General features: G+C 37.5%; 17 protein-coding genes and 1 tRNA gene. 13 read left to right on the forward strand and 5 right to left on the reverse strand.

The features are described 5' to 3' along the window. The first annotated feature begins 224 nt into the window (after positions 1 to 224). Entirely contained in the window at positions 225 to 929 is a 705-nt protein-coding gene (locus tag DK858_RS03435; protein WP_109396231.1) for a GntR family transcriptional regulator, read from the forward strand. Positions 930 to 1,021: 92 nt separating this feature from the next. Here DK858_RS03435 and hldE read toward each other — a convergent pair whose 3' ends face one another. The 3 genes from hldE to DK858_RS03450 all read right to left on the reverse strand — a co-directional run bounded on the left by hldE (position 1,022) and on the right by DK858_RS03450 (position 6,333). Further along, on the reverse strand, positions 1,022 to 2,446 hold the full coding sequence (hldE, locus tag DK858_RS03440; protein WP_109396232.1) for a bifunctional D-glycero-beta-D-manno-heptose-7-phosphate kinase/D-glycero-beta-D-manno-heptose 1-phosphate adenylyltransferase HldE: 1,425 nt from the start codon (positions 2,444 to 2,446) through the stop codon (positions 1,022 to 1,024). A 96-nt stretch (positions 2,447 to 2,542) separates the two neighbouring features. Then, positions 2,543 to 5,383, reverse strand: coding sequence for a bifunctional [glutamate--ammonia ligase]-adenylyl-L-tyrosine phosphorylase/[glutamate--ammonia-ligase] adenylyltransferase (gene glnE, locus DK858_RS03445; protein ID WP_109396233.1), 2,841 nt, complete (start codon positions 5,381 to 5,383; stop codon positions 2,543 to 2,545). Positions 5,384 to 5,409: 26 nt separating this feature from the next. Beyond that, a complete protein-coding gene (locus tag DK858_RS03450) occupies positions 5,410 to 6,333 on the reverse strand; it encodes a CYTH domain-containing protein (RefSeq protein WP_109396234.1) in 924 nt (307 codons plus the stop codon). Positions 6,334 to 6,552: 219 nt separating this feature from the next. On the opposite strand from DK858_RS03450, the gene DK858_RS03455 reads away from it, so the two are divergent. Continuing rightward, the gene (locus tag DK858_RS03455) at positions 6,553 to 7,173 is read left to right on the forward strand and encodes a TIGR04211 family SH3 domain-containing protein (protein ID WP_109396235.1); all 621 of its coding nucleotides are present in this window, start codon (positions 6,553 to 6,555) and stop codon (positions 7,171 to 7,173) included. Positions 7,174 to 7,199: 26 nt separating this feature from the next. Next, entirely contained in the window at positions 7,200 to 8,438 is a 1,239-nt protein-coding gene (locus DK858_RS03460; protein ID WP_109396236.1) for a multifunctional CCA addition/repair protein, read from the forward strand. Here the strand turns inward: DK858_RS03460 and folB are convergent, their stop codons facing one another. Further along, a complete protein-coding gene (gene folB, locus DK858_RS03465; protein WP_109396237.1) occupies positions 8,439 to 8,789 on the reverse strand; it encodes a bifunctional dihydroneopterin aldolase/7,8-dihydroneopterin epimerase in 351 nt (116 codons plus the stop codon). It abuts the gene before it with no gap. Positions 8,790 to 8,893: 104 nt separating this feature from the next. Here folB and plsY point away from each other — a divergent pair, with 104 nt between their 5' ends. After that, positions 8,894 to 9,550, forward strand: coding sequence for a glycerol-3-phosphate 1-O-acyltransferase PlsY (gene plsY, locus DK858_RS03470; RefSeq protein ID WP_006536028.1), 657 nt, complete (start codon positions 8,894 to 8,896; stop codon positions 9,548 to 9,550). A 93-nt stretch (positions 9,551 to 9,643) separates the two neighbouring features. Here plsY and tsaD read toward each other — a convergent pair whose 3' ends face one another. Next, entirely contained in the window at positions 9,644 to 10,666 is a 1,023-nt protein-coding gene (gene tsaD, locus DK858_RS03475; RefSeq protein WP_109396238.1) for a tRNA (adenosine(37)-N6)-threonylcarbamoyltransferase complex transferase subunit TsaD, read from the reverse strand. A 340-nt stretch (positions 10,667 to 11,006) separates the two neighbouring features. Here tsaD and rpsU point away from each other — a divergent pair, with 340 nt between their 5' ends. The 9 genes from rpsU (at position 11,007) to DK858_RS03520 (ending at position 22,086) form a co-directional block, all read left to right on the forward strand. After that, a complete protein-coding gene (gene rpsU / locus DK858_RS03480) occupies positions 11,007 to 11,222 on the forward strand; it encodes a 30S ribosomal protein S21 (protein ID WP_001144069.1) in 216 nt (71 codons plus the stop codon). A gap of 112 nt (positions 11,223 to 11,334) precedes the next feature. After that, positions 11,335 to 13,083: a DNA primase gene (gene dnaG, locus DK858_RS03485; RefSeq protein ID WP_109396239.1), complete on the forward strand. Its 1,749-nt coding sequence runs from the start codon at positions 11,335 to 11,337 to the stop codon at positions 13,081 to 13,083. A 186-nt stretch (positions 13,084 to 13,269) separates the two neighbouring features. Continuing rightward, positions 13,270 to 15,126, forward strand: coding sequence for an RNA polymerase sigma factor RpoD (gene rpoD, locus DK858_RS03490; protein ID WP_109396240.1), 1,857 nt, complete (start codon positions 13,270 to 13,272; stop codon positions 15,124 to 15,126). Positions 15,127 to 15,444: 318 nt separating this feature from the next. After that, positions 15,445 to 15,521, forward strand: a tRNA-Ile gene (locus tag DK858_RS03495). Positions 15,522 to 17,018: 1,497 nt separating this feature from the next. Next, positions 17,019 to 17,570 (forward strand): fimbrial protein, encoded by a 552-nt coding sequence (locus DK858_RS03500; protein ID WP_109396241.1) that lies wholly within the window; start codon positions 17,019 to 17,021, stop codon positions 17,568 to 17,570. A 60-nt stretch (positions 17,571 to 17,630) separates the two neighbouring features. Beyond that, positions 17,631 to 18,155, forward strand: coding sequence for a fimbrial protein (locus DK858_RS03505; RefSeq protein WP_109396242.1), 525 nt, complete (start codon positions 17,631 to 17,633; stop codon positions 18,153 to 18,155). Positions 18,156 to 18,178: 23 nt separating this feature from the next. Continuing rightward, complete coding sequence (locus tag DK858_RS03510; RefSeq protein ID WP_109396243.1) at positions 18,179 to 20,689, forward strand: outer membrane usher protein; 2,511 nt, start codon at positions 18,179 to 18,181, stop codon at positions 20,687 to 20,689. A 27-nt stretch (positions 20,690 to 20,716) separates the two neighbouring features. Then, positions 20,717 to 21,457: a fimbria/pilus periplasmic chaperone gene (locus DK858_RS03515; RefSeq protein WP_109396244.1), complete on the forward strand. Its 741-nt coding sequence runs from the start codon at positions 20,717 to 20,719 to the stop codon at positions 21,455 to 21,457. Positions 21,458 to 21,459: 2 nt separating this feature from the next. Then, complete coding sequence (locus DK858_RS03520) at positions 21,460 to 22,086, forward strand: fimbrial protein (RefSeq protein WP_162556453.1); 627 nt, start codon at positions 21,460 to 21,462, stop codon at positions 22,084 to 22,086. The last annotated feature ends 10 nt before the right edge of the window (positions 22,087 to 22,096 follow it).

Consider the following 22,096-nt stretch of genomic DNA (forward strand, 5'->3'; position numbering starts at 1 on the left):
TCTTTTCTCTTTATTCTCTCACTAGAAATGAGGTATTCGTGATCTGATTCATATTAATCTTTTAAGCAAAGTGATCTATCTTTTAGTAAAAAAGCAGATCACTTTTTATTTCTTGATAACGTTCACATTTTCAACCTATAAATTATTTTTCTATATATCAAAAGATTAGACTCAGATATTCTAAATATAGAAAGCCGTTTTTTAGAATAAAAAGAGGTATAAAAGTGATCTATAAAGACATTGCAAAAAGCCTAAGAATTCAAATAAATTCGGCTGGATATCAAATTGGTGACACATTACCGTCTGAAAAGTTATTAGCAGAACAATATGATGTTTCAAGAATGACTATCCGTAAAGCAATAGACTTACTGGTTATCGCAGGTTTATTAGAACGAAAACAAGGCTCAGGAACTTATATTAAAGAGAAAGATGTTCATCATGAAAATGCAAGCTTAAAAGGTTTTGTCGAATTAATGGCAAATACAGGCCACAATGTAAGAAGTGAAGTTATAGAGTTTAGTGTTATTCCCTGTCCTTTATCTATCGCCAGTAAACTACGAATTAATTCAAATGAACGTATTTTTTATTCAAGGCGAATACGTTACGTTGATAATAAACCACTTATTGTTGAAGATAGTTATATGCCTGTTAAATATTTTGGTAATTTAACATTAACACATTTAGAAGGTTCTAAATTTGATTTTATTGAAAATATTTGCCAAATAAAAATAGCAGGAAGTTACGAGACATTTCATCCTATAATGCCAGAAAACAATATTTGTCAATTATTAAAAATAGAGAATAACATACCAATATTAAGACTCAGCACATTATCATACAGCACCCATGGTGATTATATAAACTATTCAATAATGTATAGAAATACCCAAGATTATATTGTTGAGTATCATTTAAAACGAGAGCAATAGTTATTAATAAATAATATTAAAAAATAACAAATAATCACCATAGCAAAAAAGCACCCCGTAGAGTGCTTTTTAAACTTAATAAAGGCGCTTAATTATTTCTTTTTAATCGCATTAATAATATTTGTTGTAGAAATGCCGTCTTCAAAATTCAGCACTTTTACTTCACCACCTGCGGCCCAAACTTCTTTGCTACCAGCAATATCTTCAGGCTTATAATCACCACCTTTAACTAAGATATCTGGTAATACAGAAGCAATTAAACGCTGCGGGGTATCTTCTTCAAATGCAACAACCCAGTCTACTGCACCTAAAGCGCCGAGCACGGTCATACGTTGCTCTAATGGATTAACAGGACGAGTTTCACCTTTTAAACGCTTCGTTGAAGCGTCGCTATTTACAGCAACAATCAAACGATCACCTAATTTGCGTGCATTTGCTAAATAGCTAACATGACCAGCATGCAGAATATCAAAACAACCATTCGTCATAACAATACGCTCACCGCGCTGACGCGCTAATTCGACGGCTTGTTTTAATTGCTCTTCTTCCATGATACCAAAACCGTTGTCAGAACGGCCACGAATAGCATTTTCAAGCTCAATAGGTGACACTGTTGATGTTCCTAATTTACCGACAACAACGCCAGCTGCTGCGTTAGCAAGGAAACAGGCTTCACTTAAAGGTTTGCCAGCAGCTAAAGAGGTTGCCAATACACCAATTACCGTATCACCAGCCCCAGTAACGTCATAGACTTCTTGTGCTTGAGTTGGTAAATGCAATGGTGCTTCATTTGCTCGAAGTAAACTCATTCCGCGTTCTGAACGAGTGATCAACAACGCTTCAAGATCTAAATCTCGAACTAATTGAGTTCCTTTTTCTACCAGCTCTTCATCGGTTTTACAGGCACCAACCACTTGTTCAAATTCAGACATATTTGGCGTTAATAGTGTCGCACCACGATAACGCTCAAAATCTGATCCCTTAGGATCGATTAATACAGGTACACCCGCTTTTTTCGCCAGTTGGATCATCTCTTGAACATGAGAAAGCGCCCCTTTGGCATAATCTGATAAAACCAATGCGCCAATAGAAGGTAATGCTTGCTGAATACGTTCATAAATAGGTTGAGGATCAACGTTGCTAAACCCTTCTTCAAAATCAAGACGAATTAATTGCTGATTACGAGAAAGAACACGTAATTTTGTGATTGTTGGGTGTGTCGCAACAGAGACAAAATCACAACGCACATTGACCTGATTTAATGTATTACTCAATGCTTTTGCGGCTTCATCAATACCTGTTAAACCCACTAAACGCGAATTAGCACCAAGAGACGCAATATTCATTGCAACGTTTGCTGCACCACCTGGTCGCTCTTCTGTGGTATCGACCTTAACCACTGGCACTGGGGCTTCTGGTGAAATTCGACTTGTTGGTCCATACCAATAGCGATCTAACATGACGTCACCGACAACCAACACATTGGCCTTATTAAAATCCGGCAGCGTTACTTTCATCCCATACTCCACATTTATTTTCAAAATAAGCCGAAATAATACCATAACTTGTTAGGCAAAAAGAGATACACATAAAGACTTCATGCCAACAAACTATTACTCTTGTTCACCAAGCCACTTCAGTTTGCTTTTTAATACACACTCTCGCTCTGCGATAAAACAATGATTATCCACAATGGCAGGCAATGCTTGTAACGCCAGATGATGCAATTCATTACGCAATGTGACATAAGCATGTGTTAAAGCGAGAGCTTCATCTTCATCCATCACTTGATGCTTTGCCATTAGCTCAAAAATACGCACATTATCAGACCAACGAGTTAAAACAGGGTATTGATGAGAAAAACGCAATACTAAATATTGCGCGATAAATTCAATATCGGTAATACCACCAGATGAGGTTTTTAAATCAAACTTGTCCGCTTGTGTTGGTGCAAGGTGTTGCACCATTTTTTTACGCATATCGCGGACTTCATTTTGTAATACAGTAGCATCACGAGAAAGACACAGCGTTTCATGACGAATACGTGAAAACATCTGTTGTAATTCATCATCACCATAAATCATTCGAGCGCGAATTAAAGCTTGATGCTCCCAAGTCCAAGCTTCATTTTTCTGATATTCATCAAAAGCTTGAATAGTACTCACCAACATACCCGACTCACCCGAAGGGCGTAAACGCGCATCGACTTCATACAACACGCCAGAAGATGTTCTGGTACTAAACAAATGGATAATACGCTGTGCTAAACGCAGATAAAATTGGCGAGCATCGATCTGTTTTGCCCCAGTTGTGAGCGTATTTATTGGACAATCCAATAAAAAAACCAAGTCCAAATCAGAGCTATATCCTAACTCCCATCCTCCCAATTTACCGTATCCAATCACCGCAAAGCCCAATCCATCACGATGAGCTAAATGTTCAGGCTCACCATAACGTTTCACCATATATGACCAAGCCTGATGAACAACAGCATGAATAATAGCTTCAGCTAAATAGGTTAAGTGATCGCTAACCTTCATCACTGGCAATACCCCAGTAATATCTTCAGCGGCGATACGCAGTAATTGAGCTTGCTTAAACTGGCGTAATGCTTCTAATCGCTGTTCTTCATCTTCTTCTGGTACACGTAATAAATATTGACGTAATTCATCACGATAAGCATCTAACGGTAGCGGTTGATAGAGTGAACTAGGATCGAGTAATTCATCTAATAACAAAGGGTGAAGTGCTAATTGTTCCGCGATCATCGGAGATGCTGCACAGAGTCGTATAACATGGGTTAAAACTTCATCCGACTCTTGCATCAACTCCAAATACGTTGTGCGACTTACAATGCTTAATAGCAACGGAGTGATCCGTTTTAACGTGACTAATGTTTGAGGTTGCTGACAAATTTTAGCCAATAGTTTTGGCATTAAGGCATCAAGAACATCGCGTCCTCTCGGTCCTATTGTTCGCTTGCCAATATCTTGGCGAAAATTCTGCAACGTCTGATTTATTGCCTCAAGCACCTCAATGGTTAATGTTTCATGAAATAATGACGACGTTTCAGGTAAGCGTCCAAGTAACCAAAGACGCTTAAATTCAGAGATATCATCTTCATCATCATTTTCATCTTCTTCACCAATTAATTGCGTGAAAATCACAGAAACAGCCTGCATCTTGTGATTAATTTCTTGATAAAGCGTTTCCCAATCCTCAAATCCCATTGCAAAAGTTAACCGTGCTTTATCTTCTTCATTTTCAGGTAAGGTTTGAGTTTGTTGATCGTCAATAGATTGCAGTAAATTTTCTAATCGACGAAGGAAAAGATAACTTTCAGAGAGTTGAGCCGTTTCTTGTGACGTTAATAACTCAAGTTTAGTGATGACATTGAGTACTGTTAACAATGAATTACTTTGTAACTCAGGCTCTCTTCCCCCACGAATTAGCTGGAACACCTGAGTAATAAATTCAATTTCACGAATACCACCAGAGCCTAATTTTATATTATCAATCATGCCACGACGACGAACTTCTCGACTTATCATGGATTTCATATTTCTAAGTGATTGAATAACACTAAAATCAATATAACGACGGTAAACAAAAGGACGCAACATTTGTCGTAAAACTTGGCAATACTCTTTCTTCTCTGCACCTAAAACACGCGCTTTGATCATCGCATAGCGTTCCCAATCACGCCCTTGCTCTTGATAGTAATCTTCCAGAGCGGCAAAGCTCATGACCAAAGGCCCACTTTCGCCAAAAGGGCGTAGTCGCATATCTACACGATAGACAAAACCATCAATGGTGTGCTGATCCAAAGCCTTAATAAGCTTTTGGCCTAAGCGAGTAAAAAACTGTGCATTATCTAATTCTCGGCGTCCACCCTGTGTAAATCCATTTTCAGGATAGGCAAAAATCAAATCGATATCAGAAGAAAAGTTAAGTTCAAATCCACCTAATTTTCCCATTCCTAAAATCAGTAATGGCTGGGGTTTTCCCTCATTATCACAAGGTGTACCCCATTGTTGGCAACACTGCTGATAAAGCGTATCTTTAGCGACACAAATTAATGTTTCAGCCAATATGCTCAAATGTTTTAGCACACAAGGAATATCGCCTAATTGAAAAAATTGTAGCCATGCAATACGCACTAATTGTTGATGACGAAATTGGCGTAAAATCCTCATCACATCATCTTCATTATCAATATTGGCTAATTTTGCCGTTAATTGAGACTCGTAACTCTGCCATTCAATACAGGTTGGTGGATTTTGCCTGATATCAATCAACCATTGAGGATTAACACGTAAATGCTCTGTTGCAAAAGGGCTAAAAGCAAAAAACTGTTGCTCTTGTTGATTAAAAGGCGCTAGCGCATTTAATTGAGAAGAGAACCCGCACTGTGCTTTATTCCACAATTGTTGAAATACACCGATAACAGACATAAATAGACTCTCAAGTTGTCAGGAAATTAAGCAATAGATAGTAACCACGCCATAGAAGATAACTTAAAGTTCAACCATAAAACATGATAATAGTCGGTTGCTGTTGTAAATGTTAACGGCGAAATGCCATTGAGCGACTGTTGCATAGATTCAGGTAAATCAGACTGTTTTTTACACCAATCTGAAAATAACGCCAACATTGCAGGCATAGTAATTGTCGGTGGTGTTGGGTTAGCAAAGATAGCTTCTTCTAATGCTTGTATTGCACTTAACCATTTTGTGAGTTGCTGAGCGGTTGTGTCACTCGGAGAAAGATTTACCACACTTAACGATAAATCTGGTTTATCTTTCGCCAGATAATAACCTCTAGCCGCTTTACTGCGAGAAGCAAGACGTAATCCACCCTTTTCCCCCAAATAAGCCGCTAATGCGATAACATCTGATACATGACCTTTTTTAAGTTCTAACTCGAACTCTTCAATCGGCAACTCATATTGATGAGTGCGAATAGCACCTTTATCTAACACCACTTCAATTTGGCTATCTTGAAAATCCACCAGCCAGATTTCGCGATAAAAATCAGTATTAAACAGCACATCAAGTTGCGTTTCTAATTGAGCAAGATCGATATTTTCAGGCCAGATTTCTGCAGGAAAGCGGGCCAGCTCTAGTTTGGGCTGTGCTAATTCCACGTTATATTCTGGACGTTGATGCAAACCTGCAACGACTTTACCCGCTGTTTTAATTGTCATTTCATAACGTTCATCAACACCACGAATACGCAGCCCCATATTCCAACGACGAATTTGATTATCTGTCGTCTCAAAGTAAAGATTAGTCAGCTTTTTGGGTGCAGAGTGCTGATGAGGTAGGCTCAGAATGCGCTGAATAATATGAGGAATAGCGGCAGGTATGGCACTCATTTTGAGTTCAGTTTCTAATTGGCTCATTCTATTTCCCTTAAGTAAATCAATTGATTAGTAAAATATTTGACGCATTTTCATTTTGCAAGTGATAGCCTAATAACAATAATGAATAAAAGGCAGATTATCCCTATATTCTACCAGTTAAGAGTGTTCTCATTCTGGTTTACTATTTGCTTACGCAAACTTTACTCTTTAGTATCAGTAAAAATATTCTCTTGTATAGATAAAAAAGTTGAAAACATAATGCGAAAATTACCCTTACTTTTTCTTTCCTTACTTGGCTTAGGCGTTTCTCTGAGCTCACACGCAGAAACTCGTTATGTTTCCGATGAATTATCCACTTATGTACACAGTGGACCTGGAAATCAGTATCGAATTGTTGGCTCTTTAAATTCGGGCTCAACTGTGACTGTACTTTCTCGTAATGCAGCAACGGGTTATGTACAGATTAAAGACGATAAAGATCGTACCGTTTGGTTACCAGAAAACCAACTTAGCACACAGCCAAGTATGCGTACTCGCATTCCTGCTATGGAAAAAGAGATCCAAACACTGCGTGATAAATTAGCGAATATCGACCAAAGCTGGAACCAACGCACCATTGATATGCAAAATAAAGTTTCAAACAGCGATGACATCATCAATGGCTTGAAAAAAGAAAATGAACAAATGAGAACAAAGCTCGCTGTCGCAGAGAAAAAACTCGATTTTGCTAATCAACAATTAGATGATAGACAACGCGATATTATCTTACAGTGGTTTATGTATGGTGGTGGAGTGGCTGGTGCAGGTCTTATCTTTGGTCTGATCCTTCCACATATTATTCCTCGTCGTCGTAAACGCAATGATCGTTGGATGAATTAAGATCCACACAAAGGAATAGAGATCCCGTGAAAATATATCTTGTTGGTGGCGCAGTGCGTGACCAACTATTACAGATCCCAGTAAAAGACAGAGATTGGGTCGTTGTAGGTGCAACACCTCAAATGCTGTTGCAACAAGGCTATCAACAAGTAGGTAAAGATTTTCCCGTTTTTCTTCATCCTGATACACATGAAGAATATGCACTTGCACGTACGGAACGAAAATCTGGATCAGGTTACACGGGATTTACTTGTTATGCAGCTCCTGATGTCACATTAGAAGACGATCTTGCACGCCGTGATCTCACTATAAATGCCATTGCGTATTCTACAAATGGTGAATACATTGACCCTTACCATGGTATAGATGACATTAATGCACGATTGCTTCGCCACGTCTCTGATGCCTTTTCAGAAGATCCTTTAAGAGTTTTGCGGGTTGCACGTTTTGCTGCACGGTTTGCACCTTTAGGATTTAATGTTGCACCAGAAACACTGCAATTAATGAAGACAATGGCACAAAGTGGCGAGTTAAATGCACTGACTGCAGAACGCGTTTGGAAAGAGACTGAAAAAGCTCTTGAGAGTCCCGCTCCTCAAGTCTATTTTGACGTTTTACGTCAATGTGGTGCTTTAAGCGTTCTTTTTCCTGAAATTGATGCTTTATTTGGTGTACCGGCTCCTGAAAAATGGCACCCAGAAATCGATACAGGTATTCATGCCATGATGGTACTGAATATCGCCAGTCAATTAACAGATGATATTGCGGTACGCTTTAGTGCCTTATGTCATGATCTAGGAAAAGGATTAACACCTCCAGAGAATTGGCCACATCACCATGGACATGGTCCAGCGGGCGTTCCTTTAGTTGAAGCTTTGTGCCAACGCTATCGTATTCCTAATCATATCCGTGATTTAGCTCGTTTAACGGCAAGATTTCATGATCATATCCACCGTATTGATAGAATGCGCCCTTCTAAAATAATCCGCTTATTTGATGCTATTGATGCATGGAGAAAACCTGAACGCGTTGAACAATTAGCTATAGTAAGTGAAGCTGATGCCAGAGGGCGTCTAGGGCTAGAAAATCTGGTGTATCCACAACGCACATTTTTTTGCCAAGCTTTCACTATTGCAAATAATGTGGATATTAAGCCAATTATTGAAAGTGGATTAAAAGGAAGTGCAATACGAGAAGCATTAACAAAACAGCGAGAAGTTGCGATTATTAAATGGAAATCGCAACTTAATCAAGAAAGCAAGTAATTAAGCGCAACGCTCAATAATCACACCCACATTTGTAGCTTGCGCAACGGCTCCTGGCTTCGCTAATTTAATTTTTACTTTAGGTACAGCAAATTGAGTTATCAATAGCTGTGCCACTTCTTCCGCAACACGCTCAACTAATTCAAAACGTCGACTCTCTACATAATCAATGATTGCATTGCTCACACTGGCATAATCTAAACAATGAACAACATCATCAGTTTGGGATGCGCGTTTGTTATCCCATTCCATTTCGATATCGAACACTAATTTTTGTTTTATGGTTTTTTCCCAATCATAAACACCGATTGTGGTTATTACTGATAATTGCTCAATAAATACGATATCCATCACGTCATCTCTTATTTTTTCTGTTCATCGGATACCACTTCCGATGAAATATGCGTATTATCCATACATGCCTAACGAACTTACATAAACATTGGAGAATACAAATGAGTGCTAACGCACTTGGAATGATCATCTTCGCCTACTTGTGCGGCTCAATCTCCAGCGCGATATTGATTTGCCGACTGGCAAGATTACCTGATCCAAGAAAATTTGGCTCTGGCAATCCCGGAGCGACCAACGTCCTACGCATTGGTGGAAAAGTCGCCGCAGCAGCCGTTCTTATCTGTGACGTCCTAAAAGGGATGATCCCTGTTTGGCTCGCCTATTACTTAAATGTGCCTCCTTTTTACCTCGGCATTGTTGCCATCGCCGCATGTCTTGGGCATATCTACCCTGTTTTTTTCCACTTTAAAGGGGGAAAAGGGGTTGCAACCGCCTTTGGTGCCATTGCCGCGATTGGCTGGGATTTAAGTGGCCTTATTGCTGGAACATGGTTACTCACCGTATTACTTAGTGGTTATTCATCACTTGGCGCGATTATCAGTGCATTACTCGCCCCTTTTTATGTTTGGTGGTTTAAACCAGAATTCACTTATCCCGTTGCGTTATTATCATGCCTTGTACTTTACCGCCATCATGACAATATTCAACGTTTATGGCGCGGTCAAGAGAGTCGAATTTGGCAAAAATTGAAGAAAAAAACGGAAAAAACAGAAAAAGAGATCATTCAAGAAGCTAAAGAGCAAGAAAAAGAAGATTAATTACATTGCGATTCAAATATCCCCAAAAACAAAAAGCCACTTATAAAAAAGTGGCTTTTTAACAAAGAGATGGAGTCTAAATACTCAAATAAATTATTGCTTATCAAGCGCAGGTAATTCAGCTAAAGGCCAACGTGGTCTTACTGTCACACTTAATGGGCCTTCTGTACCGCCTTTAAAACGGATCATACCGGCCAACGCAATCATTGCACCATTATCTGTACAAAGCTCAGGGCGAGCATAAAAGACTTCTCCACCGATTTGCTTCATAACAGCTTCCATTTTTGCTCGTAATGTACGGTTTGCACTCACTCCGCCGGCCATCACTAAACGCTTAAAACCCGTTTGTTCTAAGGCTCGACGACATTTTATTGCTAACGTATCAACAACCGCATCTTCAAACGCGCGTGCAATATCCGCACGCGTTTGGTCTGTATCATCATTTTGACGGATAGTATTAGCTGCGAAGGTTTTTAAACCGGAGAAACTAAAATCAAGTCCTGGTCTGTCTGTCATTGGGCGAGGAAACACAAAGCGGCCTTCTGTACCTTGTTGCGCCATTTTCGATAATACTGGGCCACCAGGATAATCTAATCCCAACAATTTTGCCGTTTTATCAAAAGCCTCACCAGCAGCATCATCAATAGATTCACCTAATAAGGTGTATTCGCCAATTCCTGTCACACTAATTAACTGTGTATGACCACCAGAAACCAGAAGTGCCACAAATGGAAACTCGGGCGTTTTTTCTTCAAGCATTGGTGCTAATAAATGGCCTTCCATATGATGAACAGGAATAGCAGGAACATCCCACGCAAATGCTAATGAGCGCCCAATTGTTGCGCCAACAAGCAATGCGCCGACAAGACCTGGACCGGCAGTATAAGCAACCGCATCAATATCTTTTGCTGTAAGATTGGCTTCTTTAAGCGCAGCTTGAATAAGTGGCACTGTTTTACGGATATGATCTCGTGAAGCCAACTCAGGAACTACACCACCATAATCGGCGTGCAATTTAATTTGGCTATAAAGTTGATTTGCTAATAGACCGGCTTTATCATCGTAAATTGCGATACCGGTTTCATCGCAAGATGTTTCAATACCTAAAACTCGCATGACGCTTCCAAATTCTTCATCGCTGATCTGCGTAATAAATCAATTGTATCATTATTTCGGTGATTTTATACGCCTTCACAACATCTTTTACATACCAGCATGTGACAAATTCCTTTTTCTGGTCTATAATTATCCACCTATTTTAAGTGATTTAAATGTGTGGTTAGCGACTTTCGCTTTTTGTGCTTATTAAAAAGACACAAAAGTGAGAGTTTGCGTTTCAATTTTGTGCATCTCTTTACAAAGTGCCCTGCTTTGAAGTAAAATTCCGCACCATTTTAAATGTCGGCTGGCTTAAATAATGCCAGCGCAAACCGATTTCTATTGAGGTGAGAGGCACATGCCGGTAATCAAAGTACGTGAAAACGAGCCATTTGACGTTGCTCTTCGTCGTTTCAAACGCTCTTGTGAAAAAGCAGGCGTATTAGCAGAAGTTCGTCGTCGTGAGTTTTATGAAAAACCAACGACTGAACGTAAACGTGCTAAAGCATCAGCAGTAAAACGTCACGCTAAAAAATTAGCTCGCGAAAACGCACGTCGTACTCGTCTGTACTAATATATTGCGGCTTATACCGCAACATATGCAGACACAGTAGTCGCAGTTAAAGGCCGTGCTTTCTTCCGAGAGCGCGGCTTATTCTCGTTCAACAACAGGCGTAAAAGGGCTTATGGCTGGACGAATTCCACGTTCATTTATCAATGATTTGCTAGCTCGAACCGATATCATCGATCTTATCGACGCTCGCGTGCCGTTAAAAAAACAAGGCAAAAATCATTCAGCGTGTTGTCCGTTTCATAATGAAAAAACGCCCTCTTTTACAGTAAATAGCGACAAACAGTTTTACCACTGTTTTGGTTGTGGCGCGCATGGCAATGCTATTGATTTTTTGATGAATTACGACAGGCTCGATTTTGTCGAAACCATTGAAGAGTTAGCAGCAATGCATGGGTTAGAAGTTCCTTATGAATCAGGAACAGGCAGTAGCCCTATTGAACGACATATAAGACAAAATCTCTATCAAGTGATGGAGAAATTGAATCAGTATTATAGTAGCGCTCTCAATAAACCTGATGCACAGGAAGCAAGAAACTACCTTGCGCATCGTGGGCTTAGTGAAGATATTATTACCCGTTTTTCTATTGGATTTGTGCCAACCGGTTGGGATAACGTCCTAAAACGTTTTGGTCAAAGTGCCGATAATAGAGCCTTACTTCTTGAAGCGGGTATGGTAATCACTAACGATAATGGTCGCACTTATGATCGTTTTCGCCAACGAGTCATGTTTCCTATCCGAGATAGACGTGGCCGAGTTATTGCCTTTGGTGGGCGTGTTTTAGGTGATGATTTACCTAAATACTTAAACTCACCAGAAACAGAGATTTTCCATAAAGGTCGTCAACTTTACGGACTTTATGAAGCACAACAATCTAATAATAACGTCACAAAGCTATTAGTTGTTGAAGGTTATATGGATGTTGTGGCATTAGCGCAGTTTGGTATTGATTATGCCGTTGCCTCATTAGGAACCTCTACCACTGCAGAACATATCCAGTTGCTTTTTCGAACAACGGATAACATTATCTGCTGCTATGATGGAGATAGAGCTGGACGTGATGCCGCATGGCGAGCATTAGAAACCGCCCTTCCTTTTTTAAATGATGGCCGCTCTTTACGTTTTATGTTTTTACCCGAAGGTGATGATCCCGATTCTCTGGTTCGTCGTGAAGGTAAAGAATCTTTTGAAAAACGTATGGAACAAGCACATTCATTATCAGAATTTTTATTTGATTCACTCGTTCCACAAGTGGATCTGAGTACTCAAGAAGGCAATGGTAAGCTATATAGTTTAGCCAGACCATTAATAGATAAGATCCCAAGTGAAACTTTACGTCTATATTTATTAAGAGAGCTTGGTAGCTTAACGGGCAATCCCGATATTGAGCAGATGGATCGTTTATTTGGCAGAACGCCGGTTAATCACGAATTATCGTATCAACCGACAAAATTACGCACAACACCGATGCGTATATTGATTGCCCTATTGATACAAAACCCAGAATTCTCTAAATTAGTGCCCCCTCTCGAGGGATTAAGTACAGAAAAAATCGCAGGTTTATCGCTTTTTATTGAATTAGTTTCTGTTTGCCAAGCACAACCAGGCCTGAATACAGGACAGATTATCGAACTCTATAGAGAGAATAAATTCGGTAAACAGCTTGAAAAATTGGCAATGTGGAACGATATAGATATAGATGAGATTGCAGAAAAAACCTTTACAGACACGTTAGATCATATTTTTTTAACCGCAATGGACGAACGTTTAAACGCGCTTATTGCGAAAGAGAGAACAGAAGGTCTAACGCAAGATGAACGCGAAGAAGTCCAATTGATAATACAGGCACGCGTTAAAAAGTAAATACAAAATTAAGATTAAAAACACGGCTTAATTGCCGCTATCGGTAGGTACTAAAAACCTACATTTGCTACGCTGAGGGGACCGTAGCAATCGACAATGAAAATGCCCCTCCGTAGTTATTGTTGGCTAAACAGTTATCGCCGACCGACACCAACCCAAATTACTTTGAAGTGTGGATACCGTCTTATGGAGCAAAACCCGCAGTCACAGCTGAAGCTACTTGTTACTAAAGGTAAGGAGCAAGGCTACCTGACCTATGCTGAGGTCAATGACCATCTGCCGGAAGATATCGTCGATTCAGATCAAATCGAAGACATCATCCAGATGATTAACGACATGGGCATTCAGGTTATGGAAGAAGCACCTGACGCCGATGATCTGATGCTGGCAGAAAATTCAAATGATACTGATGATGATGCTGCAGAGGCCGCAGCTCAGGTACTTTCTAGTGTAGAATCTGAGATTGGCCGTACAACCGACCCTGTGCGTATGTATATGCGCGAAATGGGTACAGTTGAACTGCTCACCCGGGAAGGTGAAATTGATATCGCAAAACGCATTGAAGATGGCATTAATCAAGTTCAATGTTCCGTTGCAGAATATCCTGAAGCAATTACTTATCTTCTTGAACAGTATGATCGTGTTGAAGCAGGCGAAGCACGTCTTTCAGACTTAATTACTGCGTTTATTGACCCTAATGCCGAAGAAGTGGCAGAAAGTGAAGATGTCAATTTAGGCAAAGAAGATGATGAAGTTGCCAATGACGCTGAAGACGAAGATGAAGATGAAGACGAAGATGGCGACAATGACAGCGATAGCGATGACGATAACAGCATCGATCCTGAATTAGCACGCCAGAAGTTTACTGAGCTTCGTGAGCAATACGAAAAAACTCGCCAAACTATCAAGGCGAAAGGTCGCAACCACAAAGATACAGAGCTTGAAATCTTATTGTTATCTGAAATTTTCAAACAGTTCCGTTTAGTACCGAAACAGTTTGATTATCTGGTTAACAATATGCGCGAAATGATGGACAGAGTCCGTGCTCAAGAACGTCACATCATGCGTCTTTGTGTTGATCAAGTTAAGATGCCAAAGAAAAACTTCATTACACTGTTTACAGGTAACGAAACCAATGACACATGGTTTACTGCTGCTCGAGCAATGAATAAGCCTTGGTCTGAAAAGCTGGCAGGTATTGAAGAAGAAGTACAACGCAGCTTACAAAAACTGCAACAAATTGAAGTTGAAACTGGACTGACAATCGAACAGGTTAAAGATATTAACCGTCGCATGTCTATCGGTGAAGCAAAAGCACGTCGTGCGAAAAAAGAGATGGTCGAAGCGAACTTACGTCTCGTTATCTCTATCGCGAAAAAATATACCAACCGTGGCTTACAGTTCCTTGACTTAATTCAGGAAGGGAATATCGGTTTGATGAAAGCGGTTGATAAATTTGAATACCGTCGTGGTTATAAGTTCTCAACTTATGCAACATGGTGGATCCGTCAAGCAATTACTCGTTCAATCGCTGATCAGGCGCGTACAATCCGTATCCCTGTTCATATGATCGAAACGATTAATAAACTGAACCGTATCTCTCGTCAAATGTTGCAAGAGATGGGACGTGAGCCTTCACCTGAAGAGCTTGCAGAACGTATGTTAATGCCTGAAGACAAGATCCGTAAGGTACTAAAAATCGCTAAAGAACCTATCTCCATGGAAACCCCAATCGGTGACGATGAAGATTCACATTTAGGTGATTTTATCGAGGATACGACTCTCGAATTGCCACTGGATTCTGCGACATCAGAAAGCTTACGTTCAGCAACTCACGAAGTGTTAGCTGGCTTAACACTGCGTGAAGCGAAAGTCCTGCGTATGCGTTTTGGTATTGATATGAATACAGACCATACCTTGGAAGAAGTGGGTAAACAGTTTGATGTTACCCGTGAACGTATCCGTCAGATTGAAGCGAAGGCACTGCGTAAATTACGCCACCCAAGCCGTTCTGAAGTATTACGTAGCTTCCTTGATGAGTAATCAACTTACTTTTCAATAAAAGTTATAATGAACGCCTGTGATATCACAGGCGTTTTTTTATGGGGATTTAGCTACGATATCTACAATCTCTTTAAACTACGAGAGATTTCACCTACACCTATTTATAAAAAATAGCCTTATTATTTATATTTTTGTATCTGCACGCATGCCTATTAATGGATCATTACGCTATCCTATTGATATCATAGTTATTCTCTGTTTTATCTTTTTATTGTTTAGATTGAACAGAATTTGCGCATACAGTCATCCAAAGGCTAGACCTAGTGCAAAATGGCACGTATAATCACACTCCATTAAGGCCCCTTAGCTCAGTTGGTTAGAGCAGGCGACTCATAATCGCTTGGTCACTGGTTCAAGTCCAGTAGGGGCCACCAAATTTAGCTGTTAAATCAGCGCATGAAGCCACTTCTTAGCAAGTGGCTTTTTTGTTTCTATGGACAAAACTGAGTGTTGCACTATTTTTTCTAATTATCCGCTATAACCTTCTATAAAACCCCTACTCCACATTTTGATATCACTCATCCATCTTTGTTGTTCAATATCCTCAATGTCAATTCCTAGAGAATGATAGCTGTATTTAAGGTGTCTGTATCGAATTCACTCTTTACAAGAAAAGTGATATCTCTTTTTATATTTATACTTTTATAACTATATTCGAATATCTGAATTAGAATATCTGGATCTTTTTTTGATTTATTCAACTCTGAGATGATAAAGCGAAATGGTAAATAACAGCTGAAATACCCCCCCTTATTTTATCAATTCTAAATTTTCATGAATTTATTTTAGATAAAAAATCGAGTTTTGAGTTATGGATAATATCTAATAATTCCTAGTATCATAAAAAACGCCTCAATATAAAATAAATCATAAAAAGAACATTTCATAAAAAGTTAATTGTTAAATTAAACTGTTTTTTATTTAAAATAAATCTCACTTACTACTTTATAGTGTAAATAATTAAAATAAACTTATTTTTTTACAAAAATAAACAACAATTTAATTGTGTATTATTCATAATATTTGATCATTGTTATATATTTATAAAAAAATAAAAAAACAAACAAAACGAGTATTTTAATATTTTTAAAATAACGCAACCACATGTTATATTTATAAAATATAAAAACATACTTATACGACAATCTAATAGAGAACAACTATTAACGACTTAAATAGAAAAACAATAAATTAATATACACTTATTGAGTGTTTTATTTTTAATGGAATATTACAATCACCTACTTTTCAGTGTCTTGATTTTATAAAACATCTCGAGTAACTTGTTTAGTCAAGAACGTAATGAAGAAAATTATTTTATTGTGTTCATTAAAAATGACTAGGCATAAAATAATATGAATAGGTAAATAGGCTATGTGATTGTTATAATAAATGTGACATTAGACTTTTTCATAAAAATAGTTGGAAAAGAAACAAATAGAGTTCACAAAAACATGTTTAATGGATTAATAACGGGTAAAAAACTGGCTAAGTTATTAAATACCAAAAAAACAAGCATTTAGATATAAATGTAATGTTTGTAATATTACAGCCAATACATTCATTATTATACTTATATCCTAAACGTCTCTATTAATATTGAACTCCTAAAACAAAGAGTTTCTTTAATATTTTTATTTAAATTAATAGCTAATGAACATCACACACTAAATAAGTATTATTTTATTTTCACATCAAGCTAAAAATTTATTCTATTCGTATTACCTTAATGAGTAAACATAATATTCCTTAAAATTAAAAGGAATATTATGTTTGTATGGTTATGGAGATAAGATGCTTATATCCATCATTATTTAAAGTGTTCATCTGTTAGAGTTAATAAGATGTTACTTATATTATAGAGGAAAAGTATGAAAAAGGTTATTGTTGCTACTTTAATTACTACTGCCGTAGCTTTAAGTTCATCAGCATTTGCTGCTGGTGGACAAGGTCAAGGTTCTGGTCAAGTTAAATTCCATGGTTATATTATTGATGCTCCATGCTCAATAGAATCAGAAAACCCAATCGAAGTTGATTTCGGCCAAATATCTCGTAAAGCACTGGCCGCTAATAGTAACTCAGGCGAAAGTCATGTTAAAACATTTAACATTGAATTAGCTGACTGTGATATTTCCGACTTAACTGATAAACAAGTTACTACTACATTTAGCTTCACTGATGCAGGTCAAAATACCAACTTAGTTGGATTTGATGGCAAAGAGGGAATGGGTGCTGGTATTGCAATTACTTCTGGTAACAGCAAAGTATTGAACAACGTTGCCACTAAACCACACCAATTAACTACTGGTCCTAACACTCTACAATTTGCTTCTTATGTGAAAGGTCTAGGCGGTACAGGTGATGACGCTATTAAAGTTGGTGAATTCTACGCAACCGCTAACTTTACTTTAGCATACCAATAAGAAATAGCAGGTCAGTTTTATTTAAATAAAACTGACCTGTTCTACTAATTGGAACTATTAATGAAAAAATTGATATCTCTTTTATCATTATTATTAGTCACTTCATATACGTATTCGTCCACAGAACAAGGACATGGTCGAGTTGATATGAGGGGAACTATAGTTGAGACACCTTGCTTAATTGATACAGGAAGTGCGGATCAATCTATAGATTTAGGTATTATTCCTATTTCATATATGTCCCAATATGGTGCATCTCCAGAAAAAGCGTTTTCAATTAAATTGATAGATTGCCAGTTGGTGTCAACAACAAAAGAAAATTTTCAATGGGAAAGTTTCGATGTAACTTTTGATGGCGCTAATAATGGTAATTATTATACCGTTAATGGAGACGCAAAAGGCGTTGTTTTGCAAATAAAAGATACCAGTGAGCAGTTAGCTATACCAGGAAAGAGTATGGATAAAATACAGATCTCACCTGGGGATATGTTTTTAAATTATAAATTAAGACTTATTGCTGATGGCTCTGATATAAGAGCAGGTGATTTTCATACTATTATTATTTATAGAATCAGTTATTACTGATTCTAATTATTCGGATAATCATAATGTTATTATTGAAAATAAAAAATGTATTAGTAAGGAAACTGATCATAATAAGTGCCTTTTTTATTTTTAATCCGGCATATTCAAACACATTTGAATTTAGTTCAAATATGTTTAATTTAGAAGATGGCGAAAATATTGATGTCACCCAGTTTTCTAAATCAGGGTATATTCTACCAGGAACCTACACATTAAAAATTCAGCTTAACCAAAATGTTATTGCTGAACAACCAATCACTTTTTATGCTGATGAATCTCGAGAAACAGGTAGTTCAGTCTGTTTATCACCAGAACAAGTTTCATTATTAGCCCTAAAACCAGAAATACTGAAACAAATCACTTGGCTCAATGATGGAAGTTGTCTTGATTGGAGTTCACTCTCTGGTGCAAGTTATACTGGTGATCTCGGTACATTGACATTAAATATTAGCATACCTCAAGCCTATATCGAATATTCAGATGCAACATGGGAGCCAGCTTCTCGTTGGGATGAAGGTATCTCTGGACTTATATTTGACTACAATTTAAATGCTAAAACAAATAGACCCCATAAGTCAGGAAATAATACATATTCATTAAATAGTAATGGTGTTGCTGGTATTAACTTAGGTGTTTGGCGTGTCCGTGGTGATTGGCAAGGACGTTTAAACCATGGTACAGGATCTCAAGATGCTGTAAATACAGATTTTAAGTGGAGCCGATTTTATGCTTATCGTGCAATTTCCCAGCTAAAAGCTAAATTAACGTTGGGAGAAGTTTATTTAGAATCTGATCTATTTGATACATTTAGATTTATTGGTGCGGTATTAGGTTCTGACTTATCTATGTTACCACCGAATTTACGTGGATATGCTCCAGAGGTTAATGGTGTCGCACAGACCAGTGCTCAAGTCATTATTTCGCAACAAGGACGAATTATTTATCAGACTCAGGTTGCCGCCGGACCTTTTAGTATTCAAGATTTAAGTAGTGCTGTTAGTGGTACTTTAGACGTTAGAGTTGAAGAGCAAGATGGACGTGTTCAAGAGTATCAAGTTAATACTGCAACAATACCTTATCTAACTCGTCCTGGACAAGTGAGATATAAAGTCGCTTTTGGACGCCCAGCAGATATGGATCACCGAGTTAATGGGGATGTATTTGCCACAGGTGAGTTCTCATGGGGTGTAACAAACGGTTGGTCATTATTTGCAGGTAGTATTAATAGCCAAAATTATAATGCGTTTTCTGTTGGTTTTGGACGTGATTTACTTGCATTTGGTGCACTGTCATTTGATGTAACTCAATCTATTGCTAAGCTTTATAATGGTGGTGACAAAGATAAGTACCAAGGTCGTTCATATCGAATCAGTTATTCGAAAAGATTTGATGATATAGATAGCCAAATACAATTTGCTGGATACCGTTTTTCTGAACGTGATTTTATGAGTATGTCTCAATTTTTAAATGCTCAACAAAATAATGGTATTCGGGAAAATCACCAAAAAGAATTATATACCGTTACACTAAGTAAAAACTTTAGAGATTATCGACTTTCAACAGGTTTAAATTATCGTTACCAAACATATTGGAATCAACCTGACCAAAACCGTTATGATTTCACTGCAATAAAATATTTTGATATCGGCAATTATAAAAATTTATCTTTATCATTAAGTCTCTTTAAAAATAAAAGTAATTGGGGTAATGACCAAGGTGCTTATGTAAGTATGACCATGCCTTGGGGAACTGGTGGTAATTTAAGTTATAGTTCAAACATTGATAATGATAATAATATTTCAAATAGCGTTGGCTTCTTCAATCGCATTGATGAAAATACTTCATATAGAATAAGTGCGGGTAATCAACGTAAAGGAGGTCTTGCTAATGCTTATATTTATCATGAAATGAATAATGCTAAGTTAAGCGGGACAGCAGATTATGTTCATAATCAATATACTGCATTTGGTTTGAATGTGCAGGGTGGTTTGACTATGACAATGAATGGTGGGGCCATACATAGAAGTAGTTTACCTGGTGGTACACGTCTGTTAGTTGATACCGATGGTGTTGCAAATATCCCTGTTCAAGGATATAGCACTCCTGTCTATACAAATGCTTTCGGCAAGGCTGTCTTACCTGAAGTGAATAGTTATTATAAAAATAAAATTAAAATTGATATTAATAACCTTCCTGAGAATGCTGAGGTTAATGACAACGTATTATTAGCAACGTTGACTGAAGGTGCTATTGGTTATCGTAAATTTGAAGTTAATTCAGGTATGAAATTAATGGTTGTTATTAGGTTAAGTGATGGAAGTTATCCTCCTTTTGCAGCTCAAATAACGAATTCGAAAGATAGAAATACCGGCATAGTAGGTGAATTTGGTAATGCTTATATAACAGGTATTAATCCAAATGAATCAATGACTGTTAGCTGGGGTGGAAATAAAAAATGCCAAATTAATTTCCCTGATAAAATAGAAAACAATGGCCAATCTTTAATACTAGTATGTTCCAATGTTATGGAATAAAAAATTAATTCTAATAGAGCTGACGTTATGACTATTCTAAATAAAAGTTTTTGTATCGGGTTATTATGTGTTATTTCCACGAGTGCACAAGCAGCACTTTCCTTAGACCGTACACGAGTGATATTTGAAGGAAATAAAAAATCTGTTTCTTTAAATGTTGCAAATACAAGTGAAAAACTACCTTATCTTGCTCAAGCGTGGATAGAAAATGATAAGGGCGTTAAAATCCAGTCGCCATTTGTTGTTGTTCCTCCTGTACAGCGAGTTGAACCTGGAAAACCGACGCAAGTTAAAATAGAAGCTATTAATGTCTTACAAACATTACCACAAGACAGAGAAAGTATATTTTATTTTAATCTAAGAGAGATTCCACCTAAGAGTGAAAAAGTTAATGTTTTACAACTAGCGTTACAAACTAAGATTAAACTTTTCTATAGACCAGAAAAGTTAGTTATGAGTGGAACGGATATTATTAATAATCCATGGCAAGAAAAGGTAGTGCTACAAGAAAATGGTAGCAACTACACTATTGAAAATCCAACGCCCTATTATGTTACTATTGTTAATATGGCAAAGGATGAAAAAAGCAAAACAGATCCTAATTTCAATGCAGTTATGCTAGCGCCATTTGGTAAAGATACTATAAATGTTAATCCATCAGTATTAGGTTCTAAACCTGTGATTACGTATATTAATGATTATGGTGGACGTTCTCAGGTATCTTTTTCTTGCGTAAGCAATAAATGCGCTGTAAAAGAAAAAGGCTGATAATGAAACTATCAAATTTTATTTTGTATAAAGTTGTTGGATTAGTTGTTTTTTCTTTATCTTTAAATGCAATGGCACAAAAAGATCCAAATCAAACACTATTCCGACCGTACACTAGTACTGAAGGTATTGATGGTGCTAGAGGGCAGCTTTATGTTTATGGCTCTCTTGTTGAAAGTCCTTGCAAGTTAGCAATGACATCTAAATATCAAGAAATTGATTTAGGTGTTATTGGTACCGCTGAGCTTAAAAATATTGGGAAAGTCAATAAATCAATACCCTTTTCTATTGAACTAATAGATTGTATTAGAACACCAGCAAGTGCAACAAATGAAAAGTTGGGTACTTCTTTTTGGAGTCATATTCAACCATCTGTTAAAATAAAATTTTATGCCAAAACAGTTCCTTTTTACCCTAATCTAGTTTCTGTTACTAACGCAGAAGGTTTTGGTTTAGCTATTCTTGATAAAGATAAAAAGACAATATCATTGAATGAATATTCGACACCTGAGATTTTGCAGCCTGGGCAAAATATTTTGACTTACAATTTAGCACCAGTACGAATCTCTCAAGATTTAAAAGCGAGCAACTATACAGCAATTATTTACTTTTTACTATATTATGAATAGAGATATTTAT

This window comes from Proteus faecis, assembly GCF_003144395.1.
In the GTDB taxonomy this organism is placed as follows: domain Bacteria; phylum Pseudomonadota; class Gammaproteobacteria; order Enterobacterales; family Enterobacteriaceae; genus Proteus; species Proteus faecis.